The organism is Spirosoma luteum DSM 19990, assembly GCF_000374065.1.
GTDB classification, from domain to species: Bacteria; Bacteroidota; Bacteroidia; order Cytophagales; family Spirosomataceae; genus Spirosoma; species Spirosoma luteum.
In genome coordinates this window covers 43,089-69,197 of record NZ_KB893245.1, presented here as the reverse complement: position 1 = coordinate 69,197, position 26,109 = coordinate 43,089, and the positions used below count along the sequence as shown (strand labels likewise).

22 protein-coding genes and 1 tRNA gene are annotated in these 26,109 nt (G+C 49.6%); 14 read left to right on the top strand and 9 right to left on the bottom strand.

Annotated elements, in window-relative coordinates:
• Position 1: 1 nt before the first annotated feature.
• Positions 2–781: an aldo/keto reductase gene (locus B156_RS0100305; RefSeq protein ID WP_018617598.1), complete on the bottom strand. Its 780-nt coding sequence runs from the start codon at positions 779–781 to the stop codon at positions 2–4.
• A 177-nt stretch (positions 782–958) separates the two neighbouring features.
• Between B156_RS0100305 and B156_RS0100300 the strand changes: the two genes are divergently transcribed.
• Together B156_RS0100300 and B156_RS0100295 are read left to right on the top strand one after the other, a co-directional pair.
• Positions 959–2,461, top strand: a complete 1,503-nt coding sequence (locus B156_RS0100300; protein ID WP_018617597.1) for a capsule assembly Wzi family protein — start codon at positions 959–961, stop codon at positions 2,459–2,461.
• A 121-nt stretch (positions 2,462–2,582) separates the two neighbouring features.
• The gene (locus tag B156_RS0100295) at positions 2,583–3,935 is read left to right on the top strand and encodes a DUF4394 domain-containing protein (protein WP_018617596.1); all 1,353 of its coding nucleotides are present in this window, start codon (positions 2,583–2,585) and stop codon (positions 3,933–3,935) included.
• A 120-nt stretch (positions 3,936–4,055) separates the two neighbouring features.
• Here the strand turns inward: B156_RS0100295 and B156_RS0100290 are convergent, their stop codons facing one another.
• Positions 4,056–4,766 (bottom strand): GNAT family N-acetyltransferase, encoded by a 711-nt coding sequence (locus B156_RS0100290; RefSeq protein ID WP_018617595.1) that lies wholly within the window; start codon positions 4,764–4,766, stop codon positions 4,056–4,058.
• Between the two features lie 356 nt (positions 4,767–5,122).
• Between B156_RS0100290 and B156_RS0100285 the strand changes: the two genes are divergently transcribed.
• From B156_RS0100285 to B156_RS0100275, 3 genes are all read left to right on the top strand, one after another.
• Complete coding sequence (locus tag B156_RS0100285) at positions 5,123–6,478, top strand: MFS transporter (protein ID WP_245563653.1); 1,356 nt, start codon at positions 5,123–5,125, stop codon at positions 6,476–6,478.
• Positions 6,479–6,552: 74 nt separating this feature from the next.
• Positions 6,553–7,350 (top strand): ion transporter, encoded by a 798-nt coding sequence (locus B156_RS0100280; RefSeq protein ID WP_018617593.1) that lies wholly within the window; start codon positions 6,553–6,555, stop codon positions 7,348–7,350.
• 91 nt (positions 7,351–7,441) lie between these two features.
• Positions 7,442–9,364 carry a DNA polymerase III subunit gamma/tau gene (locus B156_RS0100275; RefSeq protein WP_018617592.1) on the top strand — a complete coding sequence of 641 codons (1,923 nt, stop codon included), beginning with the start codon at positions 7,442–7,444 and terminating at the stop codon, positions 9,362–9,364.
• On the opposite strand, the gene B156_RS0100270 is transcribed toward B156_RS0100275, so the two are convergent.
• The 4 genes from B156_RS0100270 to B156_RS0100255 form a co-directional block, all read right to left on the bottom strand.
• Complete coding sequence (locus tag B156_RS0100270; RefSeq protein ID WP_026260491.1) at positions 9,358–10,290, bottom strand: sugar phosphate isomerase/epimerase family protein; 933 nt, start codon at positions 10,288–10,290, stop codon at positions 9,358–9,360. The two genes, B156_RS0100275 and B156_RS0100270, sit on opposite strands and share 7 nt — an antisense overlap.
• Positions 10,291–10,398: 108 nt before the next feature.
• Positions 10,399–12,087, bottom strand: a complete 1,689-nt coding sequence (locus B156_RS0100265) for a RagB/SusD family nutrient uptake outer membrane protein (protein ID WP_018617590.1) — start codon at positions 12,085–12,087, stop codon at positions 10,399–10,401.
• Positions 12,087–15,077, bottom strand: coding sequence for a SusC/RagA family TonB-linked outer membrane protein (locus tag B156_RS0100260; protein ID WP_018617589.1), 2,991 nt, complete (start codon positions 15,075–15,077; stop codon positions 12,087–12,089). Before B156_RS0100260 ends, B156_RS0100265 begins: the two co-directional genes overlap by 1 nt.
• 353 nt (positions 15,078–15,430) lie before the next feature.
• On the bottom strand, positions 15,431–16,543 hold the full coding sequence (locus tag B156_RS0100255; RefSeq protein ID WP_018617588.1) for a tetratricopeptide repeat protein: 1,113 nt from the start codon (positions 16,541–16,543) through the stop codon (positions 15,431–15,433).
• A 100-nt stretch (positions 16,544–16,643) separates the two neighbouring features.
• Here B156_RS0100255 and B156_RS0100250 point away from each other — a divergent pair, with 100 nt between their 5' ends.
• From B156_RS0100250 to B156_RS0100215, 8 genes are all read left to right on the top strand, one after another.
• The gene (locus B156_RS0100250) at positions 16,644–17,885 is read left to right on the top strand and encodes a M16 family metallopeptidase (protein WP_018617587.1); all 1,242 of its coding nucleotides are present in this window, start codon (positions 16,644–16,646) and stop codon (positions 17,883–17,885) included.
• Positions 17,886–17,914: 29 nt separating this feature from the next.
• Complete coding sequence (locus tag B156_RS0100245) at positions 17,915–18,265, top strand: nucleotidyltransferase domain-containing protein (protein ID WP_018617586.1); 351 nt, start codon at positions 17,915–17,917, stop codon at positions 18,263–18,265.
• Positions 18,262–18,663 (top strand): HEPN domain-containing protein, encoded by a 402-nt coding sequence (locus tag B156_RS0100240; protein ID WP_018617585.1) that lies wholly within the window; start codon positions 18,262–18,264, stop codon positions 18,661–18,663. Before B156_RS0100245 ends, B156_RS0100240 begins: the two co-directional genes overlap by 4 nt.
• Positions 18,660–19,136 carry a 2-C-methyl-D-erythritol 2,4-cyclodiphosphate synthase gene (ispF, locus tag B156_RS0100235; protein ID WP_018617584.1) on the top strand — a complete coding sequence of 159 codons (477 nt, stop codon included), beginning with the start codon at positions 18,660–18,662 and terminating at the stop codon, positions 19,134–19,136. Before B156_RS0100240 ends, ispF begins: the two co-directional genes overlap by 4 nt.
• Positions 19,137–19,245: 109 nt before the next feature.
• Positions 19,246–20,382, top strand: a complete 1,137-nt coding sequence (locus tag B156_RS0100230) for an amidohydrolase family protein (RefSeq protein ID WP_018617583.1) — start codon at positions 19,246–19,248, stop codon at positions 20,380–20,382.
• Between the two features lie 7 nt (positions 20,383–20,389).
• The gene (gene trxA / locus B156_RS0100225; protein WP_018617582.1) at positions 20,390–21,103 is read left to right on the top strand and encodes a thioredoxin; all 714 of its coding nucleotides are present in this window, start codon (positions 20,390–20,392) and stop codon (positions 21,101–21,103) included.
• 96 nt (positions 21,104–21,199) lie between these two features.
• The gene (locus tag B156_RS0100220; RefSeq protein ID WP_018617581.1) at positions 21,200–22,300 is read left to right on the top strand and encodes a mandelate racemase/muconate lactonizing enzyme family protein; all 1,101 of its coding nucleotides are present in this window, start codon (positions 21,200–21,202) and stop codon (positions 22,298–22,300) included.
• A 4-nt stretch (positions 22,301–22,304) separates the two neighbouring features.
• On the top strand, positions 22,305–22,862 hold the full coding sequence (locus tag B156_RS0100215; RefSeq protein ID WP_018617580.1) for a GNAT family N-acetyltransferase: 558 nt from the start codon (positions 22,305–22,307) through the stop codon (positions 22,860–22,862).
• A gap of 154 nt (positions 22,863–23,016) precedes the next feature.
• Here the strand turns inward: B156_RS0100215 and B156_RS0100210 are convergent.
• Positions 23,017–23,093 (bottom strand) — tRNA-Asp (locus tag B156_RS0100210).
• 317 nt (positions 23,094–23,410) lie between these two features.
• Positions 23,411–24,235, bottom strand: a complete 825-nt coding sequence (locus B156_RS0100205) for a 3-keto-disaccharide hydrolase (protein WP_018617579.1) — start codon at positions 24,233–24,235, stop codon at positions 23,411–23,413.
• A gap of 89 nt (positions 24,236–24,324) precedes the next feature.
• Between B156_RS0100205 and B156_RS0100200 the strand changes: the two genes are divergently transcribed.
• Complete coding sequence (locus tag B156_RS0100200) at positions 24,325–25,428, top strand: SMP-30/gluconolactonase/LRE family protein (protein WP_018617578.1); 1,104 nt, start codon at positions 24,325–24,327, stop codon at positions 25,426–25,428.
• 54 nt (positions 25,429–25,482) lie between these two features.
• Here the strand turns inward: B156_RS0100200 and B156_RS0100195 are convergent, their stop codons facing one another.
• Entirely contained in the window at positions 25,483–26,079 is a 597-nt protein-coding gene (locus tag B156_RS0100195) for a 3-keto-disaccharide hydrolase (protein ID WP_018617577.1), read from the bottom strand.
• Positions 26,080–26,109: the final 30 nt, after the last annotated feature.

Here is a 26,109-nt window from a genome sequence, read left to right as displayed (position 1 = left end):
TTTATTCAATAGTTCGCGGATCATCGGCAATGCGGGTATTGTCATAGAAGGTATCCATCAAGGCCATGTCCTCATCTGTAATCGTGAAAGTCAATACATCAAAATTTTCCTGTATCCGTTCGCGCTTTACTGATTTTGGTATAGTGACTACTCCATGTTGCAACGACCACCGGATCAAAAGTTGATACGTCGATTTTTCGTATTTATGAGCTAATGCAACCAGCTTTGGATCATCCGCTTTTTGCCCCCGCACCAGAGGAGCGTAGCCCTCCGGCTGAATCTTTTTCTGATGACAATAATCCAGGACTTGGGGAAGAAAACAGTAGGGGCTAAATTCTATCTGATTAACGGCGGGTGTAATAACCGCTTCGGTCAACAATTCATCCAGATGGCCCGGATAGTGGTTTGAAATTCCTATGGCTCGGGCGCGGCCATCCATATAAATCTTTTCGAGCGCCCGCCAGGTTTCGTGTCGATGTTCTTTAATGGGCCAGTGAATTAAGTACAGGTCCACCACATCCAGACGCAGGCGTTCCAAGCTTCGGTTGAATGCCCGCAGGGTTCGGGTGTAGCCCTGATCATCGTTCCAGACTTTAGTTGTAATAAAAACATCACTCCGGGAGAGGCCGCTCTCCCGAATAGCATCGCCTACTTCACGCTCGTTGCCATAGGCAGAAGCGGTATCTATCAATCGACAACCTGATTCGAGTGCCCATTCTACGGCCTGCTGTACCTCGTTGGTCTGTTTTGGGGCGTAAACACCAATGCCAAGCAAGGGCATTTGGACATTATTGTTAAGCGTAGTAAAAGGTATCTCCATTCGTACAACACATTTCCAGTTGTTAATCCCAAAACGAGGTAAGATGTTTTCAGATACTTACATTTTAGTTAGTCTCTTTAATCAATCAGCACGTTGTATGTTTACAAATAATTATCTACGCTATATCCTGTCAGGCTTATGTGGAAACATTTCCTTATCCTAAGTCTCGTTGTCTTCTCCGTAGCGGCCGGCTGGGCTCAATCAGTTCCACCAACCAAACTGATTCATTACTCCCTCGAAATAGGTGGGTTAGCAACCTCAGCCCCGCAAAACCCTTTCTGGCTACGGGTCAATCAGTATAATACCATTCCGTTGCAGGGTTCTTTCGGAACGATACGAGCAGGAATACAGCGCGCTTACCAGAATCGATCCGATTCAATGCCGAAACGAAAATCACGTTTCGACTGGGGCTTTGGATTATATACGGTCGCCAATATTGGCCCAATGCCTACTCCTGACAACCCGGCCCTATTAGTGCCGGATGCTTACGTAAAAATTCGTTTTGGCGTTCTGGAACTCTACGGTGGCAACCGGCGCGAAGTAGCCGGGCTGGGGGACACCCTGCTGACAGCCGGTTTTGTTGCCTGGTCGGGAAACGCCATGCCGTTTCCAAAAATAGCATTGCAAACACCCGATTACGTACCGATTGGCTTTACCAAAAAACTGTTGTCTTTTCGGTTGGGGTACGCCCATGGCTGGTTTGCCAACTCCTATATACAGGGAAGCTATCTTCACCAGAAGTACCTATACGGGCGGATTGGAAAACCCAATTGGCGATTTCGTTTTTACGCTGGCTTAAACCATCAGGTGCAGTGGGGTGGCAGAGCCGATTACCTGCTTGGTCGGCCAGATTTGGCTGTAGATGGTAGTTTGCCGACCTCTTTTCAGGACTATTTATCCCTGCTAACCGGCCGCTATCCGGATGCCTTGGAAAATGACCGGTTTACAACGTTTGATGGTACCAATCGTGTCGGTAATCACGTTGGCAACTACGATGTAGCAATGGAATGGCTGGGAAAACGGCATAACTGGCTGCTCTATCACCAGCACATGTACGAGGATGCTTCGGGGCTGGCCCTGCAAAATATACCGGATGGCTTAACGGGGGTACGTCTTCAGAACAACTCCCCCATAAAATCCCGCTTCCGGTTTGAACGGGTTGTACTCGAATGGCTGAGCACCACCAATCAAAGTGGCCCAATCTTCAATCAAACGGCCCGGTATCAGGGCAATGACAATTATTTCAATAACAGCCAGTATAGCCAGGGGTGGTCGTATCGGGGGCGCACGATTGGTACGCCGTTCATCATGCCGCGTTCTGACCTGGCTCCGGCAGTAGGGAATGATTTTGGTGCCAATGGTTTCTTTCCCAATAATCGGGTGGTAGCCTGGTATCTGGGTACCATCAGCACCGTTCGACACGGCCCTACGTTAACTACCCGTTTATCATACAGCCGTAATTTCGGTTCGTATAAACAGCCCTACCCGACGGTAATCCATCAGTTATCCACCCTTTTAACCGCTCAATGGCCTATTAATAAATGGTCAGGATCTTGGTTGACAACTACAGTAGCCTTTGACCGGGGTGAGTTAATGCCTGATAACATTGGCAGCTATATCAGCGTGAAGAAAAATTGGTAAATAGTTTAGCCTTACGCAATTGTTCACCGTAAATTATTATTTTTAATGCCTTAAATCCATTAAACGTGGCTACGCGTATAAAGAGCGTAACTATAGTTTAATCTATCAAGGAACATTTGCTATGCTCGTTTTTTACAGAAAAAGTCTTCATACCATTATCAGCGTGCTGGTTATCAGCTTACTACTGATAATGAATGCTTGTGACGACCGGCTGGCACCAAACCCTGATCTACTACCTGAGTCCCCTATTTACGCGCTGAACGATGTCAATCAGTTAATGCGGGTAACCCTGGGCGGTGTCCATGAGCCGATAATACCGATGCGTATAGTCGGCACGAACGTGGAGGTTGGAGAACGGATCATGTCCATTGATTTCCGGCCTGCTACGGGGCAGCTTTATGGAGTGAGCAACAAGAGTCGCCTGTTTATAATAAATCCCAACACGGCCGAAGCGCGTCCACTAACCACCAACCCTTTCTCACCCGGCCTTACAGGTAGTGTTGTGGGCATTGATTTCAACCCGGCCTTCGACCGCATTCGGCTAATCAGTACCGATGGACAGGATTTCTGGCTGAATCCGGAAACGGGCTTAGTAACTACTAAAAATAGCACCAGTAGCAGCCATATAGGCATTATGGTTTCAGAACTGGCTTATACGAATAACCGGGCGGGCGTACTGACATCAGTACTGTATAACATTGATCCAGCTACGGACAGGCTCTATACACAAACGCAACAGAGCAAAAGCAACCTTACCGACGTTGGTGCTCTAGGACTGGACATTGCCGGTGCAGTTGGCTTTGATATTACACCCGATGGCAACGGCCTGGTAGCCGTAACGTTTAACGGTTCTTCTGAGCTTCAGCAAATCAACCTCGCAACGGGCCGGCTTCGTAAGTTAGGTAACCTACCGGGGGCCATCATTGGGCTGGCGGCTCCTACAGAGCCCGTTGCTTACGCTATTGATAGCAATAATAATCTGCTTATTTTTAATCCACTGAACCCGCTGCCTGTAGCGAAGCCTGTTACGGGTTTACAGGCAGGCGAGCAGATCAATGGTCTCGATTTCCGTCCTTCAACGGGGCAGTTGTACGCTCTGAGCAGTTCCAGCAGGCTTTATACGCTAAATACTGCCAGTGGTATAGCTTCCGCTATTAGTAAATCTCCGTTAGGTAATCAACTGTCAGAACCGGTTACCGACTTTAGGTTCACGCCGACAGTAGACCGTATCCGGCTTACAATGGCTACCGGGCACACATTTCTACTAAATCCCGTTGACGGTGAAATTGACAAGGTGGAACAGACACTGAATCAATCCCCTCCAGACCCAATACGACACGCCTATACCCTGCTCCGAACCAATGACTCGACCCGAATTCATTCCGTTAACCCAATAAATGGATCGTTATCTACAGGCATCCTATTGCCGGGTAATCCTGTTGTTCGTGGTTTTACAACTGGTTTGGGTTTTTGAGTCGCTCCCAAGAGTTATTTAAATTTTTCGCCATTGAAAAGGCCCGCTTCGTTACGTAACGAAGCGGGCCTTTTCAATGGCGAAAATGCAGAAAGCCTTCGGTCTACGAAAACAAAACGCTTACACCGTTTCCATTTCCTGTTCCATTCGACGTGAACGCGAGCGATCCGCCAGACTTATCCGTAGCAGGATTCGTTTTTTTATCCGCATCCAGCGTTCGTATAATTTTGATTCCTTCAGAAAATTCCACTTTTCTTCCTTCGTTTGCTGCTTATGATCCTCAGGATCATAAAGCATACCGGTACAAAGGCAGTGCTTGCGCTCCGTGCGAGTCAGAATATCGAAGTTTGCACAGGTCTGGCAACCTTTCCAGAAAGACTCATCGCCGGGTAACTCACTAAGTGTGACCGGCTGGTAGCCCAAATCCGAGTTGATTTTCATAACGGCCAGACTCGTGGTAATACCAATAATCCGGGCTGTGGGAAACATCTTCCGGGACAACTCGAACGCTTTCGCTTTGATGTGCGTGGCAATACCACTCTTGCGGTAATCGGGATGCACAATCAGGCCGGAGTTTGCTACGAATTTACCGTGGTCCCACGTTTCGACGTAACAGAAACCAACCCATTCGCCGGTAATGGCCGTTGCGATAATGGCTTTGCCTTCAACCATCTTTTCCATCACATAAATGGGTGAACGCTTGGCAATGCCGGTTCCTCTGGCTTTGGCGCTTTCTTCCATTTCGTGGCAGATCGTTTCGGCCAGCCGAAGGTGGTTTTCATTGGCGACCTGAATGATGTATTGGTCGTTAATTATTTCTGGGGTGATCATTGTCGTTTATTCGGGCGGTTGTGAAGCCGCAAAAACGGAGACAGCGTAATCCGAGCTGATTTGTTGTGAGAAGATAAAACGAGAGAAAAGGCGGAAATAGTTTACCACATAGGCAAACAAATAGATGTAGTCCTTTCGGACCTAAACCGAAATGGCGTAGTATGGAAGAAAGTCGGTATGTAAACGAGCTTTGCCATTGGTTTTGCGCTAAACGCGGACAATTTTAGAGAGTTTATCCGGTTTGTGCAATAGGATAACGGTTTTTTTTAGGGATATGTTCGTAATCGCTCGAAACATATTTCCTAATCATTTTGTACTACGTACTTTTCCGCAATAGACTATAAACGATAAAAAGCGTGTCTGTGGTTTTCCCCTCCTCCTATAATCCACTTACGCTGACCCAAAGCCGCCCTTTACGGTATGGCGTTTTCTTCTACCTGTATGTCATGCAGGGTATTCCGTCCGGGTTTTATCTGACAGCATTAGCCAACTACTTCACCGCCGAAGGTGTTGGACCAGATGTAGTCGGGTCGTTTATAGCCATTATCGGTTTACCCTGGGCTTTTCAATTTATCTGGGGGCCCCTTATTGACCGCTTTCAGGGTTCACCCATGGGCCGACGTAAGCCGTGGGTGGTAGGCTCGCAGTTAATGACGTTACTAGCCTCTGCGATGCTATTGTTGGTTAAGAATCCCATTGCCCAAATAAGTACACTGGCCTGGTTATTTTGCCTGCGGAGTCTGTTTGCCGCCATTCAGGATGCCAGTGTAGACGCGATGGCCATTACGGTCATACCGGCCGGAGAACGCGGACGCGTAAATGCGTTCATGCGGGCAGGTTACCTGGTTGGTACTGGCATTGGAGCGGCCGTATTTGCTACTATCCTGCGTCGGTACGGATTTCACGAAGCTGCACTGGCGCAAATGGGCTTCCTGCTGACAGGAGTTCTGTTAACTGGCTTTATCCGGGAGATGCCCGGCGATAATTTATGGCCCACCTTCTCCCGGCGGTCACTACCCCATAGGCAGCTTGTTTCTGTAAAAGAGAACCAATCGCCTGAACCCGTACCGGATTTCCGTTGGCTGTTTACCGAGCTGTTTCGTGGCCTGTTTACCCGACGAAGCCTATTGCTTTTTGGAGCCATTCTACTGGCCTATACCAGCAATTCTCTGTTTATACGGGCTTACAACTACCATCTGATCAATGCACTTGGCTGGCAGGATACGGATGTGTCAGTGCTGACGGGAACATACGGCATGTTACTGGCAACGGTGGTTGCACTAGCGGGGGGCTATTTAGCTGATCGGTTTGGAGCGCAGCGGCTGTTGATCCTTGTTCTGGGATGTACTGTTGTTTACCTGCTTGGATTCAATATAGGTTCGGGCTTTTGGGTCCAACACTCGGTTGCGCAAAACGGACTGGTTGCGCTATATTTTCTGGACCCGGCCGTGAGTGCCGCAGCCATGCCAGTACTGATGAGTATTTGCCGAAAAGGAGTAGAGGGCTCTCAGTTTACTACCTACATGGCTCTGGTTAACCTGTGCGACATTGGCGGAACGTATTTAGCGGGCCGTGCTTTACTTTTCGTCAATGCACCCATTATTGGCTTCTTTGCCGGTGCCATGGTCCTCATTGCCTTAGTTATTGCCGGGCTAACCATACGGTATTACCGACGCATTCGGCCAAACGATGAATCAGTTTCTCTACCTTAATCAGGCAGTATAGGTGAGACAAATTTAGGTTTTGGTGAGTAGCTTGCACCATCGCCTTACGACTCCAATCTGCCATGCTCCATCTACGTAAGCTTCTTTACCGTGTACTCGAAACGTCCGCCGGTAAACGCCGGGGTATAAGCCTGGTTTTCAATCTGGTACTCATTACAATTATTACCCTGAATGCCATTGCCATTGTGCTTCACACCGTGCCTGAATACAATCAGCGGTACGCACAGCTATTTGTTGACTTCGAGCTTTTCTCCGTCCTTTTTTTCTCTATCGAATACCTGATGCGGGTATGGGTGTGCGTGGAGAATGAAAAATACCATCACCCTATTTTAGGAAGGCTGCGCTACATCGTTTCGGCCTCGGCTATCATTGACTTCCTGGCTATTTTCCCATTTTATTTCTCATTGTTCGCTACTGACCTAGGTGTAGTACGAATTTTGCGGCTCTTTCGTATTTTTCGATTATTCCGCATATCCCGTTACTCCCAGGCGTTCCGAATGATTCAGCGCGTGGTAGAAGAAAAAAAGGAGGAACTCGTCCTAAGTCTCTCCTTTGTAGTATTTATGCTCATCATCCTATCCAGCGTGATGTATTTCGTTGAGCACCCGGTTCAACCCGACAAATTCACCAGCATTCCGGCCACTATGTGGTGGGGAGTAAGCGCAATGACCACTGTCGGCTACGGCGACATCCTCCCCATTACGCCCCTCGGTAAGCTATTGGGAGGCATTTCAGCCATTGTCGGCATCGGTCTATTTGCCTTACCAACGGGTATTCTGGTATCCGGTTTCACGGAGCAGGTACGCACCAGAAAAGACCCGTCGAAGCGTATGTGTCCGCACTGTGGTCGCGAGATTTAGGTAAACGAATGCTCCTTCCCACATACGTTCTTTGCTCTGGCCACTCCATCAAATCCATTTGAAATCCGACCCGCCCGTGCTAACTTGCGGTATGGAAAATTTTGTGGTTTCGGCCCGCAAGTACCGCCCGGCTACCTTCGATACGGTGGTGGGGCAGGAGCACATTACAACTACGCTCAAGAATGCCATCAAGACCAATCACTTAGCATCGGCGTTTCTATTCTGCGGGCCTCGCGGAGTTGGCAAGACCACTTGTGCCCGCATCCTGGCCAAAACCATCAACTGCCAAAACCTGAATGCCGAAGGAGAAGCCTGCGATACCTGCGAGTCATGCGTGAGCTTCAATCAGAACGCATCCTTTAATATTCACGAACTGGATGCCGCTTCCAACAATTCGGTTGAGGATATCCGGAACCTGATTGACCAGGTACGCTATCCGCCACAGTCAGGGAAATACAAGATTTATATTATTGACGAGGTACACATGCTTTCGTCGGCGGCTTTCAACGCGTTTTTAAAAACGCTGGAAGAACCACCGGCCTACGCCATTTTTATTCTGGCCACGACGGAGAAGCACAAGATTCTGCCAACCATTCTGTCGCGGTGTCAGATTTTCGATTTTAACCGGATTCAGCCAGGGCACATTGCCAGTCATTTGGCAACTATTTCGGAGAAGGAAGGCATTACCGCCGAACCCGAAGCCCTCGACCTCATTGCCCAGAAAGCTGATGGCGGTCTGCGCGACGCCCTGTCCATGTTCGACCTGAATGTGACCTTTGCCGCCGACCGGGTTATTCGGTACAAGGAAGTGCTGGATAACCTACACATTCTGGATTATGATTACTATTTTAAATTGACCGATTTACTGCTGTCTGGCAGCCTACCTCAAAGCCTCCTGACGGTTGATGAAATTCTGCGCAAGGGTTTCGATGGGCACCAGTTTGTGGTGGGTCTGTGTCGGCACTTTCGCGATTTACTGGTTTGTAAGGATGCGGCCACGGTTCAGTTACTCCAGGTAACTGAAAACGTTCGTCGACAATACCTTGACCAGTCGGCGCGGGCACCGATGTCCTTTTTGCTATCGGCACTCAGTCTGGGCGGGCAGTGCGACATGAATTACAAGCAGGCCAAAGACCAACGACTACACACGGAACTGTGGCTGATGAAACTGGCTAATCTGCGGAATCTGCTCAACTGGGAAACCTTGCCCGACCTTCCGCTGAATGGTGCTCACGGTAAAGAGTCTGGTGCTGTCGAATTGGTCAGTCCCGAAAAAAAAAACGGCAATCCGAAGCCCAGCTCTCCCCAGCCTGATCCTGGCCCCCAACTAACAGAAAGTCATCCAATTACGAGTGAACCGGTCAACGGCTACGTAGCCACTGCCCCTGTATTGGCAGAAGCCTCCGCAGAAGCGTTGCCTGTAACGGAGAATGGCTATTCAGATGCCGCCAGTGTGAAAGACATAATGGCTTCGCCAGGTGCTATTACGACGCAGGAACCAGCCGCTACCGCTAAACCGAAAATTACCCCACTGCAACGCCCGGCCACCAGCAAACTGCGTTCAACGGTACCGTTGACAACGGGGGCCGTGAAGCAAACTACTCAGGCAGATGATACTCCGGCGGTAGTCGCTCCAGCGCGCCCTGACAAGCCATTCGATTTAGAGCAGTTACAGGATATATGGGTCTCATTTGCTAAAATCCGGCAACAGCAGAATGATTCCGCTACGGAGCAACTGGTGCTCAACCGGGAACTGGTGCTGGAGGGGGCAATTATCCATATCAACCTTGACAATACACTTCAGGTGGGCTACCTGACTGAATTGAAACCCGAATTACTGGGCTATATGCGAAATGAACTCCAGAACAGCCAGATCCAACTAGAGCATACTGTAACGCAACAGGAAGTCAAGAAGATGATTTACAGTTCGCAGGATAAGTACAATTTCCTGGCCCAGAAAAACCCCGCCCTTCATGAGTTGCGGAAGGTGCTAAACCTGGATGTGGATTATTGAGTGACCGTCAACGCCTTTTTTACTTTTTCGTAAAAGGCCGGTACTTTCTGGCGGGGGTCTCCCTTGCCAAGTGTTTCAATGGGCAGATAGCCCCGATAACCAGATTCGCGCACAATCTGCATAATCCTGTTCAGGTCGGTTTCTACTTCTTTGCCATCAACGAACATGTTTTCTTTTATTTGCCAGGTGGCTGCGTACGGAGCTACACGGGCAATCTGCTGGTAGGGGTCCCCAATCCGGAAACTGCCAATATCCAGATTAACGGCCAGCCACTCGGAGTTGACCCGTTGCAATATATCGAGGATATGATCGGCCGTTTGGATAAAATCAGCGTGGTTCTGTAGCACAATCATTACTCCTCGTTTGGCGGCATAGTCCGTACATTCCCGAATAGCTTCGACTGCCCAACCCGTAACTTCTTCCCGATTATAGCCCACCGTCAGTTCTTTACCTGTACCGGCAAAAATTCGAATAACGGGTGCTCCAAGTTTGGCGGCTAGGTCCGTCCATTTCGTCACCAACTCAACTTCCGCTTTTCGACGGGCGGCATCGGGCAACGTGAAATCGTTGCGGACGCCCGTTCCGCTTATGTCGAGGCCCAGCCGAAACGCCTTTCGTTTAATCTGATACACGTAATTATCGTCTGGCACTACCGGGTATTTCGGAAAATAATAACCCGTTGGATCAACGGCATCAAAGCCAATTTCAGCGCAAAATGTGATGACCTCCTCCAGTGTCATTTGCCCAGTTGTTAGGGGCTCGTTAAATGAATAAAGGTTGCAGCTCAGGCGGAGATGGTCGGCTTTTTCGCCAGTTGGCCCCATTACAGACGCAGGTAACCCTAGTCTTTCGGCGCCAGCCGCAAGGGGTACACCGGCCAGCATTGTTTTAAAAAAAGACCTTCGGTTAGGGGGGAGCTTTTCCATTTTGCTAGTGGTTTGAGGTATCTTCTGAAATCAGTTTTCCTGACCGATTATTGCAATGCATTGTAGTCAGCCAAAAAACCGATTTCAGAAGGGCCCTCTTTCGGAGGCTTAGTACCCGTCATTCTGCACCAGATACCCCGGTAAATTAGAGGCCCCGTCAATGGCAGTTTGGGGGATGGGGAAGAGCCGCTTTTTGGGGTCAGCATTGGTTTTTTCAGTCCAGGTACCTTCGTATTTACCGAAACGAATCAGGTCCGTCCGGCGCTGGCTTTCCCAGTAAAACTCAAACCCGCGCTCACGCAGGAGCAAGTCCAGGTTCATCGTCGTCAGGGCAATTGGAGCGGGCTTTCGGGCGGTACGGCTGGCCCGAACAGTGTTCACGTCGGCGAGGGCAGCAGCAGCGTCACCCCCCTTGCGGAGTTTGGCTTCGGCACGCATCAAATACGCATCGGCTGCCCGGAAAATTACGATGTCGGCCTCGCCGAGGTTACGCCCGCTGGTCGATTTTTTGCTGAACTCGTACTTTTCTACCCGGTAGCCCGTGTTGTAATCGCTACCCGGCACGGTGTAGTCGATCTGTTCTGTAAAATTAACCGCCAGCGTGGGTCGGTTGCGGGTCACGTTAAAGAGTTTGCCCACCTTGTAATTGCCGTTGGCACATTTCACAAACGCGCCGTTCACCCGCAACAGGCCATATTGCTGCCCGCGCAAAATACCCCGGTTGATATTGAAATCACTGGCCGACACGCACGAATCGCCCGGATTGGAGTAAATGGACAGGTTCTGTTTGTAAAACCGCGGGTCTGCCGATGGGTCTTTGGTGACGTTGGCATCTACCCATGAGCGGTAGAAATCAGGTGTGATGGCTGGTCCGTCGGTACCGTTGGCGGCTGGGAAAGCGGGTAGCGGAAACTGGTCGCCGGAGAGCGAAAAATAAGCCAGGCGGTTGTGCCCGTTCAGTTCGGCCCGCTGGTCAACGGCAAACACGATTTCTTTATTAGTGTGGTTGTCCGAATCAAAGAGCGAGAAGTATTCGGGAGCCAGCTGGTACTGTCCGGAGTTGATAATCTTATCGGTATATTCGACTACCTTATCCATATCTTCAGGCTTGAAGGTAAGCGCCGTAGCGTATCGGTCGCGGTACACGGCAGCATTCAAATACAGTCGCGCCAGCAGACCATAAACCGCGTTTTTACTCAACCGGCCGGGATCGGTAACGTTGGTTAAGTCCGGTTCAATAGCCAGCAATTCTTTTTTGATATACTCAACGGCGTCGTTGCCCCGCAGAATGATGGATGTGGCGTTTACGTCTTCCTTCACGAATGCCAGCCCGAACATATCCAGCAGCATCATGTTGTAAAACGCCCGCATCCCCCGCGCTTCGGCAATGTACGGTTTCGTAGTTGGGTCATTGAGTGTGGGTAGCGTATTTAGCGCGGTTATACTCCGCGAAATGCCCTGTAAGGCCAGCAACCAGGCACTCCGAACGTTCGGGTCGGTGCTGGTGGTGGTGTGCTGATGCAGCGACAGGTAAATGCCGTTATCACCCCAATCGGTCCCCCCCCGATACGGCAGAATAGCCTCATCGGTCGAAATTTCCTGCAAGGCAAAATACGTCGTGTGGTTATACAAATCCGGTAGTCGGGCATATACCGGAGTCAGGATACCATCGGCCGCCTGCCGATCCGACAGACCCGATACCGACGCTTCGTCCAGGACTTTTTCGGCTAAATTAGTGCAACTGCTGATGAACAGTAAGCCAGCCAGAGCCAGCGTGGAAGTTAGTTTCTTTTTCATTAAAATGTCAGATTTAATCCCAGCACAAACGTGCGGGGCTTGGGATAGCTTAGGTAGTCGATGCCGTACGACGAAATGCCGTTCACGGTGCGGTCGGTGTTGACTTCAGGGTCAAAACCATCGTATTTCGTAATCACGAACAGGTTTTGTCCCGTTGCCGACAACCGGATGCCCTGAATCCAGCGACCCATACCAATCAGTTTGGGGCTTAGGCTGTAGCCCAGCGTGGCATTGTTGAGCCTAAAAAAGGAACCGTTTTTCAGGTAGCGACTCGACACAGGGGCTGAGTTATTGACCGATTCATTCGGGTACTGAATGGCTTCGACCGTGGTGTTCAATCCCTTCGAGAGCCTCAGTTTGTAGAAATTGGCGTTGGCCGTGTTATCGTAAATCTTATTACCAGACACGCCATTGAAGTTCAGCGACAGATCGAAGCCTTTCCAGGACGTACTGGTGTTGATGTTAAACTGCTTGGTGGGCAGGGCCGACCCAGCCGCAACCCGGTCTTTATCCGTCACGATGCCGTCGCCGTCCGTATCGCGGTAGGTGCTGATACCTTTCTCATCAAAACCCGTAAATTCTTTCAGGAAGAACGTACCGATGGGTTGCCCATTGATGTAACCGTTGATGGTAGCCGACGTAAGCCCCGACCCGGAGGCCGATCCCGACTGAATAACCGAATACGGTGAGTTACGAACGATATTGTCGATGAATGTCATGTTACCACCAATATCAAAGCGGAAGCCACTAAGGCTGGCGTACCGGTAATTCAGCGTCAGTTCAACACCCTGGTTGGTAATAGTCATGTCTGGCACGTTGGTCCAGAATGTGCTGGCGGGCTGCACGGGGTCGGCCGGGATAACTTCGAGCAGAATGTTGTTCGACACTTTGCGGAAGTAATCGACCGAGCCAGAGAATGCGCCCTTAAACAGCCCAAAATCAAGGCCGATATTGGTCTGGTTCGAGACTTCCCACTGAATATCGGGGTTGGCCAGTCGGGTATACGATGTACCGGCGGGAAAGGTAGTGCCGTTATCGAGCGGGTAGCTGGTGGTGGGGCCAACCTGCGAGGTAAACAGAGCCTGCGTAATTTTCGCCGGAATTTCCTGATTGCCGGTGCGCCCGTAGCCCGCGCGGAGTTTCAGGTCGGTGAAGGGACCACTTTTCAGGAACGCTTCTTCCGAAATTCGCCAGCCGAGTGAGAACGACGGGAACACGCCGTACTTATTGTTGGACCCAAACTTGCTCGAGCCGTCGGCCCGGACAGTTGCCGTAGCGAGGTATTTATCGTGATACTGGTAGTTGACGCGGCCAAAAAATGACTGGAGTTCATTCTGGATGGCAAAACCAGTAGGCTTGTTATTGGCCAGCGACAAATCCTGTCCCAGACCGGGGTTAAAAATCGGTTCGATGGGCGAAATAGGAAACTTGTTGATGCTGAAGTCCCGACCCTGAATGAAGAACTTCTGGTACGAATGCCCCACCAATGCTGTCAGGTCATGGTTGGTCTGATTCAGCGTGTAGGTCAGGTAATTCTCCACCAGCGTGTTGCGATTAACGGAAGACACCGTTTCAAACCGGCCGTCCTGCTGCGGCACCGCACTCGCCAGCGACTGTAAATCCTGCGTAGCCGTCGAATAATCGGCACCGAGGTTCAGTTTATAAACCAGCCCGTCGATGATTTTAAACGAAGGACTGATGTTAGCAATAATCCGGGTCGTGGACGTTACGTCTTTCTGGAGAGCCAGCGTCGTAAGCGGGTTGCCACTCTGGTATTTGAACGGCGTACCGTCGGCATCGTAGGCCGGGTAGGTCGGATTAGCCGCGAGGGCACCACCCACCAGGCTGCCCGGACTGCCCGGCGCCGAGCCGCCCGACGAATTGTCGATGGGTGGGCGTTGGTTATCCGTGTAGGCTGCGTTCAGGTTAACATCCAGCGTGAGCCGGTCTTCGAGCAATTTCTGCGACACGTTGATGCGGCCCGTGTAGCGGTTGAGGTTACTATTTCTGAGGATACCTTCCTGATTCTGCACGCCTACCGAACCGTAATACGTTGTTTTGGCACTTCCTCCGCCAAACGCCAGGTTGTAGTTTTTGGTGTAGGCCACGCGGGTAATTTCCTTTTGCCAGTCGGTATTGGCTCCCTTGTCGTCCAGCACCCCACCCAGGGCTACTACCTGCTTGCGGTATTCGTCGGCAGAGAACAACCCCAGGGGCCGACTCAGGTTGGAGATGCCGATACTGGCCGAGGCATTAAGCGTTGACGCCCCCGATTTACCCCGTTTCGTCGTTATTAGAATGACGCCATTGGCCCCGCGCGAACCGTAGATAGCCGTTGCCGACGCATCTTTCAGTACGTCGATGCTTTCAATGTCCTGCGGATTCAGGAAGGTGAGCGGATTGGTTGAACCGCCCGTGCTGGAGTTGTCGAGGGCCAGCCCGTCAAGGACAAACAACGGCGTACTCCCCGTGCGAACGCCACCGGGACCGCGCACCGTAATCCGCTGCTGGGCACCCGGTTCACCACTGGCCGAGGTTACGTTCACCCCGGCAACTTTACCCTGGATAAGCTGCTCCGGTGAGTTGATAACGCCCCGGTTGAACTCCGAACTTTTGATGGATGCAACGGCACCGGTAATGTCTTTCTTGGCCGTGCTGCCGTATCCTACCACCACCACCTGCGCCAGATCGGAAGCCGACGCGGCAAGGGATACATTAACGGTACTGCGGTTACCAACAACTACCTCTTGCGAGACGAAGCCGATAAACCCGACAACCAGCACTGCATTACCATCCGGTACTACGATTTTGTACTCACCATTAGAATCAGTCGTTGTACCTCGTTGGGTACCTTTCAATACAACACTGGCTCCGGCAAGTCCTTCATTTGTTGCCGCATCGATAACGCGTCCGTTCACGGTTATATCAGCCAGTGAACGATTTTTTTCTGCAATGGCCAGCGAATTGATAGCTAGCAACAAGCAGAACATCAGGCTCCATTTTCTTATAAACGGAGGAGGGAATGAGTAAAAAAATACCATATCAGTGGGGGTTTGTTACTAGACGCAAAACTCTTTCATTTATTCCAACAACAGAGTCCGTTTCCTAAACTTAAAGGAAACTTAAAACACTGCTAGTTTTTTGCAAAATAGCAACATTTCTTAGGATTATACGGGATTGAATAAGGTGAATTTTTGTGGCAGTCGCTGGCTGTACTTGCAGCGCAGATCAGCAAGCAAACTCTTAGCTAATACATTACCTAACCGGCTGGCGTGAAGCCGTCAATGTTAGCGTAATGTGAAGAGTCTTACATAACTCGTACAAGAAGGGACTCAGCTAAGGGTCAATAGGCCCGCGCTTCCCGTATCAACGATTTGTACTGAGCAATAGCTAGTACTTTTTTGTAATACATATCGGCTTTCTTCCGGTCCCTGGCGCGGGAGGCAATACGCGCCAGACCCGCGTAAGCAAAGGCCTGGTATTCCTTTGTATAGGTTACGTTAACGGGTAACCGGAGGGCCGCTTCGTAAAATTCGGCAGCTTCTTTATCTTTTTTGTCGGCCATCTCTGCCAGCAGGCCGGAAAACGTGCTGACAGCTAACGGCACCAGCTTGCCGGGCATCTGTTTGAGCCGCTGCACGTAAGGGCGGGCTTCACTGTAACGACCTGAAAGCAGCAGAGCTTCCGCATAAATCATGGTAAAGAGTGGATTAGCCGGAAATTTATCAATCAAATAGTTGGAGTAGGCAACCGCTTTGGCAGGATTACTCTCGTACTTAAGCTGGATGTGAGCGAGGTAGTAGTTGGCCACCGTTCGCATAAATAAGCCGCGCTGGGCGGCTACGTCCATCTGCTGTAATCCCTTAGCCATGTTGCCATCCGCGAAAAAAAACATGATTGGCTTCACAATCGGGTGCTCAATTGGATAACGTTCGACGTAGTAATTGTAAAGCCCCGTGGTAAAGTAAAAATCGGAGTTTTTATCAACCAGCTTAAAGCCATCCCGTATAAAATCATACGCCTTTTTCGACTCTCCAACTGCTTTCAGCGATTCGCCCTGGTTGTTATACAACGAAGCAAGGTAACTGTGGCAAGTCAGCATGAAAAAAACTGCTTCCGGGTCCTTCTCATTTTTATCGAGCATACGCCTGGCCAGTTGCATCCCCTGGTCAACGGCCTGCGCGAATTGCGCCGAAGCGGCTTTATTATCCGACAGGGGGATATGCTGTAATTCAATCTGCGTTGCCCGCAGAACCGGACCGACGGGGTGGTGCGGATAGCGTACCTGAAGTTGTTTGATCAGACCATCGGCTTCCGAAAATTCCAGGTTATAGATATTGTCGAGGATTGTTAGAACCAGTTTCTGCGAAGCCGGGTCATTCATTACCTGCGCCGGAGCTAGCAGGGGCAAAAAAAGCCCGAGTAAAGCCGGGAAGATACGTGTCAGAATGAACAAAGCAGATGACCAGATTTCGTCGTTTGATTCTATACCGTCGGAACTGTACTTTTGTTTGTGGCGTATTATCTAACGAGGGCTTTACGCAAAAGTTTTATTCATGATTCATTACGAGAAATTTGTTTTAGACAATGGGCTACAGGTGTTTGTTCATGAGGACGCGTCTACGCCCATTGCGGCCGTTAATATTTTATACAATGTTGGCTCCCGAGACGAAGACCCGGCCCAAACAGGTTTTGCCCATTTGTTCGAGCATTTGATGTTTGGTGGCTCAAAAAACATTCCGAGCTACGACGAGCCTTTGCAGAAAGTAGGGGGCGAGAACAACGCGTTTACCAGCCCCGATATCACTAATTATTACATCACCCTCCCCGCGGCTAATCTGGAAACCGCTTTCTGGCTCGAATCAGACCGGATGCTTAGTCTCTCCTTCGATCCGCAGGTGCTCGATGTGCAGCAGAAAGTAGTAATTGAGGAGTTTAAGCAGCGTTACCTAAACCAGCCTTACGGCGACATTTGGCTCAAGCTTCGCCCATTGGCTTACCAACAGCACCCCTACCGCTGGGCAACCATCGGGAAAGATATAAGTCACATCGAGGAAGCTACGCTCGATGATGTGAAGGCGTTCTTTTTCAAGTACTATCTGCCCAATAATGCCATTCTGGTCGTTGCCGGAAATGTGACAGTGGAGCAGGTAAAACAGCTGTGTGACAAATGGTTTGCGCTTATACCGGCGGGTGATGCATATGCTCGCCAACTTCCGCTGGAACCGGTGCAAACCGAGGCCAGAAAGCTGGAAATGTCGGCTAACGTTCCGTTAAACGGGTTGTACAAAGCGTACCATATGCCGGGTCGTTTTGATGCTGGTTTCCCGGCTGCCGACCTGCTGGGCGATATGCTGGGCCGGAGTAAATCGTCCCGATTATATCAGCAATTACTACGGGATAACCCGTTGTTCAGTAGCATTAACGCCTACATTACGGCTTCCATTGAGCCGGGCCTGCTAGTGGTACAGGGTAAACTAAATGAAGGCGTATCGCTCGAAGAAGCCGATGCCGCTGTAGAAGCCCTCCTGCAGGAGTTTATCGACCAGCCGGTACCGGAAGAGGAACTGGCCAAAGTAAAAAATCAGGCCGAAGCCACACTCGCCTTTTCTGAAGTCGAGTTACTGAACCGCGCCATGAACCTTGCCTTTGCAGCCAATGCGGGTGACCCGGACCTGGTGAATAAGGAAGCGGAACTGATTCAGGCCGTAACGGCGGATGATGTGCAGACAATGGCCCGGCAGATACTCCGTAAGGACAACTGCTCGACGTTGTATTACCGGCGGGCCGTTGGTTGATACAGTGGTATAACAAAACAACAGCCAATATGAACATCACCTACGACCCTAAACCCCTCACAAACAGCCAGCTACAAACCCTATCGCGGGACGTGAAACAGGTGCTAACCGAGCTTTACGGAGAGCGGTTGGAACAGGTGGTTCTGTATGGCTCCTACGCCAGGGGCGATTTTCACGCCGAATCGGATGTTGATTATCTGGTGGTGTTGCGGGATGACGTGAAGGCTGGGAAAGAAGTGAGACGAATGGCTCCGGTTATTGGCCCTTTATCATTAAAATATGCCGTGGAAGTATCCATATTTCCGGTAGCTATGGAGAAATACCTTTTAGGGTATACACCTTTCTATCAAGCTGTACAGCAGGAAGGAACAATGGTATGAGTGATAAGAACCGTTTTATAAGTTACTTACTAAAGGCTGAAAACGATTTGGCAGAATCGCGTATTCTGTTGGAAGCCAATTATCCCGATGGGACCTGTAACCGTGCTTATTACGCCTTGTTTGATTGTCTGCTGACACTTTTGCATTCAACGGATGGACCGATTCTCAAAACACATACGGGAGCTCATACCGAATTCAGAAGGCAGTTTATCTTAACGGGTCTTTTTGAGCGCATATACAGTGATACGATTACTGAATTGGTTAACCTTCGGCAGGGTGGCGATTATGAGATTGACTTTGATAGTTCGCTGGAAGACGCCCAGGAGGACGTTGAAAAAGCAACAGAATTCCTTAGTCTGACAAAAGCGTACCTCCGCCAAAACGGTTTTGATTTATGAAAATTCGCGTAGGGCAGGGTTATGATGTGCATCGGCTCGAAGCGGGTCGTCCGTTCTGGCTGGGAGGCATTCAGATTCCATGCGAGTTCGGCCCGATAGGCCATTCGGATGCCGATGTAGTTTGCCATGTGTTGTGCGATGCGCTGCTGGGAGCGGCCAATATGCGGAACATTGGTTACCATTTTTCCGATAAAGACCCACGCTGGAAAGGGGTGGATAGTAAAATTCTGCTGGCCGAGGTGCTACGAATGGTTCGGGAAGCCAGCTATGAGGTTTCGAACGTAGATGTAACGGTAGTGTTGCAGGAACCCAAACTCAACCCGCATATACCAGCCATGAAAACCTGCCTGGCCGGAGTTATGAACATTCCCGAAGAAGATATCTCTATCAAAGCCACTACCTCCGAACATATTGGGTTTGTAGGCCGGGGTGAAGGCATTGCCGCGCACTGCGTAGCCCTTATTTACCGTTGACTTTTAGTGAGCCAACGAAGGAAGCATCTTCGTTGAGTGCCCAGTGCTGTGTATAACTAAACCGCTGTTAGCGAAGATGCTTCCTCCATTAGCATAAAAAAAACCACCTGTGAAGCATCTGATTTACGCTTTTGTCCTGATACTACCCGGTTTGGTAGCCTGCGGTCAATCGGCACCCGCCAACAAACCCGTCGACATGCCCCTGGGCTTTGAGGAATACGACCCCGTGTCTACGCTGAAAGTGCCGGAGCATAAACTGACACGATCCAAATACCCGTTCATCGATGTGCATAACCACCAATATCAGATGGATAAAGGCGATTTGAGCAAGCTCCTCACCGACATGGACTCGATGAATATGGGGCTGATGGTTAACCTGAGCGGTCGTGGCTTTAGCAGTAATACAAGTGATGCGACCGCCTTTTTCGATAACGCGCTGACTAATATTCAGAAGACTGACCCAAAGCGTCTGGCTTTGTTCACGAATATCAATTTCTCCAGTGTGAACGATAAAGGCTGGACAGCAGAAGCCGTAAAAACGCTCGAAGACGATGTAAAGAAAGGCGCTAAAGGGCTGAAAATTTACAAGAGTCTGGGCTTCAGTGTTAAAGATGATAAGGGCAATCGCGTTCAGGTGGACGACCCGCGCCTTGACCCAATTTGGGCAAAGTGTGGTGAACTAGGCATACCCGTCCTGATTCACACCGCTGACCCCAAGCCCTTTTGGGACCCAATGGATCGCTATAACGAACGATGGCTCGAACTCAAACTACACGGTGGCCGCAAGCGCTCTCCTACCGACCCCGTCCCCTGGGATAAACTCATTGCCGAGCAGCACAACGTATTCCGGAAGCATCCTAAAACAACATTTATTGCCGCTCACATGGGCTGGTACCCAAACGACCTTAGCAAGCTGGACAGCCTGATGCAGGTTTTTCCAAACATGAACGTCGAGATTGGGGCGGTGATTGCGGAATTGGGCCGTCAGCCCAGAGCTGGCCGAAAGTTCTTTGAGAAATACCAGGACCGGATTCTATTTGGTAAAGACAGTTGGGTCCCTGCCGAATACGCAACTTACTTCCGCGTGCTAGAAACCGATGATGAGTATTTTCCTTACCATAAAAAATACCACGCATTTTGGCGGATGTATGGTATGGGGTTACCCGACGAGGTACTAAAAAAAGTATACTACAAAAACGCGCTCCGCATTATTCCAGGACTGGATAAAAGCCAGTTTCCAAACTGATCCAATCATGAAAACATTCATTTTATCCCTTGCCCTATTCGTCTGCCTCTCAGCCGTATCAGCGCAGGTATTACCAGCCGACGCATTTGACCAGCAACTCCGGCAAACGGCCAATCCCCAACTGCTCGATGTCCGGACTCCGGGCGAGTTTGGCGGAGGGCATCTGCCCAACGCCCAAAATATTGATTATCGGAACGTTGCTTTCCGCGATAGCCTAACGCGCCTTGACAAAACCCAACCCGTGTTTGTGTATTGCCTATCGGGTGGGCGGTCAGCACAGGCAGCCGAGGTGTTGCGGAAAGATGGGTTTTCTCAGGTCTACGAACTTCAGGGCGGCTACCTGAAATGGTCGGGACAGCAAAAGCCCGTTGAAGGCGTACCCGCAAAACCTTTGGTTAAAGCTATGGCTATGACGCCAAATGAGCTGACGAAGGTGCTAGCTTCAAACCAACTGGTACTAGTCGATTTTTACGCATCCTGGTGTGCCCCATGCCAGAAAATGCTGCCTATCATAGCGCAGTTGGAAGCGAAGTATGCAGGGAAGGTGACTATCGTAAAAGTTGATGCGGATGCCAGTAAAGAACTGATGCAGGCGTATCAGGTTGACGAAATCCCAACGTTGCTTTTTATAAAGAAGGGTAGTGTGGCAAATAGGTTCATTGGCTTTCAAACGCAGGAAACGCTGTCAAGCCTGCTCGATGAGAATCTGGTGCAAAAATAGCCTGTGATCGTGTAAGGCACATAGCCCTGCCGTGTTCCACCCTCTGATCATCCCCGTTCCCGGTTTTTATTATCTCCGTATGGCCTTGCCAGAACCATGAAAATTACGTCCGTAAAACTCTACCGCTACGACATTCCGCTCAAAGCCCCGGTTGCCATCTCACTGGGCAGCATCGAGCATGCCCGGAATATACTGATTGAGATTCAAACCGATGAAGGAGTTACGGGATGGGGCGAAGGTTCTCCGTTCTGGATGATTGTGGGTGAAACACAGGCATCGGGTATGGCCGCAGCGGAGGATATGGCCAAGCTGCTGATTGGAGAAAACCCGCTCGCCATCGAACAATGCCTGCACACCCTCATTCGTTATTTGCCCGGACATCCTACAACGCGCTCGGCCTTCGACATGGCCTTGTATGATATTGCCGCCAAAGCCGCCCGAATGCCCCTTTACCAGTTTCTGGGTGGTACCAGCCATACGCTCATCACCGACGAAACGATTTATATCAACACGCCCGAACGAATGGCCGAAGATGCCCTACGGATCCAGACGAAGGGTGCCGAAGCAATAAAAGTAAAATTGGGTACGAACCTGCGGGATGATGTTGCCCGTGTAAAAGCCATTCGAGCCGCTATCGGCCACGAAACGCCCATCCGCACTGATGCCAACCAGGGTTGGGATGTCGTAACGGCATTGTCCGTATTGCGAGCTATTGGCAACGACAATGTTCAGTATTGTGAACAACCTGTCAAACGTCGGGACATAGCCGGTTTGCGACACTTGCGTCAGCACTCACCCGTACCCATCATGGCCGACGAGAGCCTGTTCGATGCTACCGATGCCCTCCGGCTCGTGCGTGAGGAAGCGGTCGATTACTTTAACATCAAACTATCCAAAAGCGGGGGCATTTTTGAAGCGGTAGCCATCAACGCCATTGCCGAAGCCGCTGGTGTACCCTGCATGATTGGTTGCATGTCGGAGTCGCGGCTGGGCTTAACGGCCAATGCCCACTTCGCAGCAGCCCGCCAGAATGTACGCTTCTGCGACTTGGATGGCTGTTTTGAACATGCCGATGATCCTGTTCAAGGGGGTATCCTATATAATGGCTATCACATCGAATTACCCAAAACGTCTGGTATTGGGGCGGAAATAGATCCAGCCTTTCTAAAAAACATGCTGGCGAAGACTATTGCCTAACGTTATGCTCACCATTACTACCGTTCAATCCAAAGCCGACGTACTTGGTATCCTTACATTACAACAGGCTAATCTTCGTAAAAATGTACCAGCTCACATTCAGGTCGAGCAGGGTTTTGTAACAGTGGAGCACGACCCGCAGGTGCTGAGTCGAATGAACCAGGCAGCACCAAGTGTTATTGCCAAAGATGGCGATACGGTAGTCGGTTATGCGCTGACCATGCTTCCTGAGTTTGGAGCTGATGTGCCTGAACTGCTACCTCTTTTTGCCCTGATTAAATCCCTAACTTATCAGGAGAAACCGATTTACGATTATTCCTGGTATGTAATGGGGCAGGTTTGTGTCGCCGAAGCCTACCGGGGTCAACAGGTGTTCGATAAGCTTTTTCAGCATCACTACGAGGTGTATGGCAACCGCTTTCAATTACTCATAACGGATATTTCGGCCAACAACACCCGCTCTCTACGCGCTCATAAACGGGTAGGGTTTGAGCCAGTTTATGAGTTTCATGACCCGACTATTGGCGAAACATGGGTGATTGTTCTGTGGAACTGGAAGTAACAGTTTTGCCAAGCCAATGTATCTGCATCAGGAGTAACAACAGTGTTTCTGAACTGACTTCCGTTTTTCGTCTCCTGATAGAACAGGCGATTGAAAAGTCTACAAAACACATAAGCCTCTAACTCGCTGTGAATTAGAGGCTTATTATGGCTGTTGGCGGTCCGGACGGGACTCGAACCCGCGACCCCCTGCGTGACAGGCAGGTATTCTAACCAACTGAACTACCGAACCAACTTTCAGAAAAACGCTGCCGTTTTCCTTGATCGTGGCACAAAAGTATGGTTTAGCATTCTTCTTTGCAAGCAGGTACCAAAAAAAATCTGCTTGTCATATTGAATGAGTACCGTTTTAATGATTGAGCACCTTAACAAATCCATCACCCTGCCCATAATTTCGTGCTTTACGGGCCTATTGCCGCATAATTCCAGTTTCAAACGTGACATGAAGCTGTGCTTTGTTACCCATGTACTGGCTCTTTCCCAACACCAGCTTTGGCCAGGTATTGTTGTACAGAGTGATGTAGCGGGACTAGTTTAAGAATTATAATTTCAAGGCAAGCTCTTGATTCCCTCAACCTGAATGTTTCGATAGAATACCTCTGCTCCTTCTGACTGAATCTGAATTTTCCCTTTGGTGAGGGGCACCGCTTTTCCATCGATTAGGTGACGGGTATCCGTTATCTTCATATTGACTTTACCATTGAGCATATGGACACAGGTCCCACCCAGACAGTAGAGGTCAAGGGTATTCCACTCACCGGATGATTTTTCGCTGTCTGGATTTTTAATGCACCACCGTCCAATCGGGGTTTTATCCTGAAATGTTACGGGTGTGGCATCGGGACGATACACATAATTTCCTTTTTCATTTTTCTGCGCTGTAATATCGGCTATTACATTCATCACCCCCCAATAATCGCCCGTGTCGCCTTCCTGAATCTGAAACTCAAACGATTCCATCCAAAGCATAGGCGTTCCATGCGGGCCAACACTATGATAAAGCAAGCCGCTATCGCGGGGGCGGTCGAGCCTGGGTGGCCACTTCTTAGTACCCCATTTGAATTCGAACCGAAGATGATAGTTTTCAAAATCAGTCAGGGTATTGATACCCCCGAATGTTTCGCCTGATACACGCAGGGCCGGCTTGCCATCTTCCTGAACAACTGAAAAGACATGATTCGGGTCGTTATTCAACCCCAAGGGTGCTCCTTTTGGCTGGTCATCTTTCGCATAAGGGCGGTCCAGGTACGTCTCCCAACCGGTAAAATCTTTCCCATTGAAGAGGGTTTGCCAGCCTGCTGACCTAGTCAGCTGCCCAAAAACGGGGAAAGCCGAAAAAAACCAAACGCATACGGCAAAAGATAATGATTTCATGATAAAGAGCTTAAAAGAGTAAACCAGAGCGTTTCGTAACAAAAAAAAGAACAATCGGTTACGACCAAACAATCACTCAACGTAAACTCATGAAACACTTTATTATGCCCATTCTACTTGGGGTAGGCCTGGCTACCGGTTGTCAAAAAAAAGAGAACGCCAAAAGTGTTGACACTGGTAATCTGGATAGTACTCAAGAGTCTGTTTCCACTATTGGTGACCCCAAACTACTATACACGTTAGCCGACAGGTACAACACACCCGACGGGCTGGCACTGGCCCCCGATGGCTCAGTTTACCTGTCTGTACCGAATCTGGCGGACAACAGCTATCCTGGCGTAATCGTGAAGTTCGCGCCAGATTCGGTACAGTTTTTCACCAGTTTGCCTGTACATCCAGATACGAAACACGCCTGCCCAATGGATTTAGCGTTCGGTCCTGATGGTAATCTTTATTACGCCGATAATCAGTACGAGAACGATAAAAACTACAAGTCCCGACTCATGCGGATTAACATGCAAAACGGTAAGGCGGCTGGCGTGGAGCCAGTAGTAACCGGATTTGGTTTGTCTAATGCCGTTGTCTGGAAAGGCAATACGATTTACGTTACTGACAGCCAATGGGATATGCCCGATAACGATAAGGGAAGTGCCATTTTCCACTTTACGCTCGATGAATTAAAAAAAGGGCCAATCGTACTGAAACCCAAAACAATGGACTCCCATGTTTTAGCCACATTCACGACGGAAGTGAATGAAACAGGCGTCGACAATGGTGCGGACGGACTTGATTACGACAGTAAAGGAAATTTCTATACGGGTTCTTTTGGGGATGGCACACTTTATAAATTAACCCTCACATCCGACGGTAAGCTGGCATCGAAAGAGGTAGTCAACGTCAGTGAAAAAGTACTATGCGTAGATGGACTCATCATCGACCGGAAAACGGATATGATATACCTCTGTAATTCACGGATGAACGCAATTATGACCGTCGCTCCTGATGGCAAGGTCAGCACTTTAGTCCAGAATGGTGATACGGATGGTAAAGATGGTCGAATCGACCAGCCAGCCGAAGTATTACTAAAAGGTAACCGGCTGTACATAACCGACTATGACAACCCAAATAAGAGATTTGTCAATACTAAAGCGGATAGCATTCATACCATGTCCTATATTGATTTGGCAAAATAAGAACTCACTCTAAACAAAAACGGGGCGAATCACTATGATTCGCCCCGTTTTTGTTTAGAGTGTTTGAAGTTTAAAATTCCGCCACCGAACCTTAATGCCGCCCCCATCGTGAATTTGCAGGGCAATGGAGCCATCAGCCTGACCAATCTTCTCATCGTGCATATCTACCATTTCAGTGCCATTGAGGTACGTTTGTACGTGATCTCCTTCTACCTTAATACGAAGCGTATTCCAATCGGTAGGTTTTAAAATGGTTTCTTTTTCATCGGGAATCTGTACGAGCCAGCCCCGTCCGTACGACTCATAAACCCCGCCCGTGTCGTGGTTTGGCGGGGCAACTTCCACCTGCCAGCCGTTTACTTTGGTTCCTTCAATAGTCGAGCGGAAAAATACGCCACTATTACCATTTGCTTCTTCCTTGAATTCCACCGTCAGGTCGAAATCCTTATAGAACTTTTCGGTTGCTAAATAACCATACTTTTTATCAGGGCCACTTTCGCAGATGAGTTCACCGTTTTCGACGTACCACTTTTCAGTGCCATAAATTTTCCAACCCTTCAGGTTTTTACCATTAAAGAGCTTGATGGTTTTTGTGGGGGCAACAAAGGCCAGCGCACTGATTACAAGACAAAAGGCAAGGCAGTATTTCATTAACTATGCGTATTTAGGGTTGTTGAGACT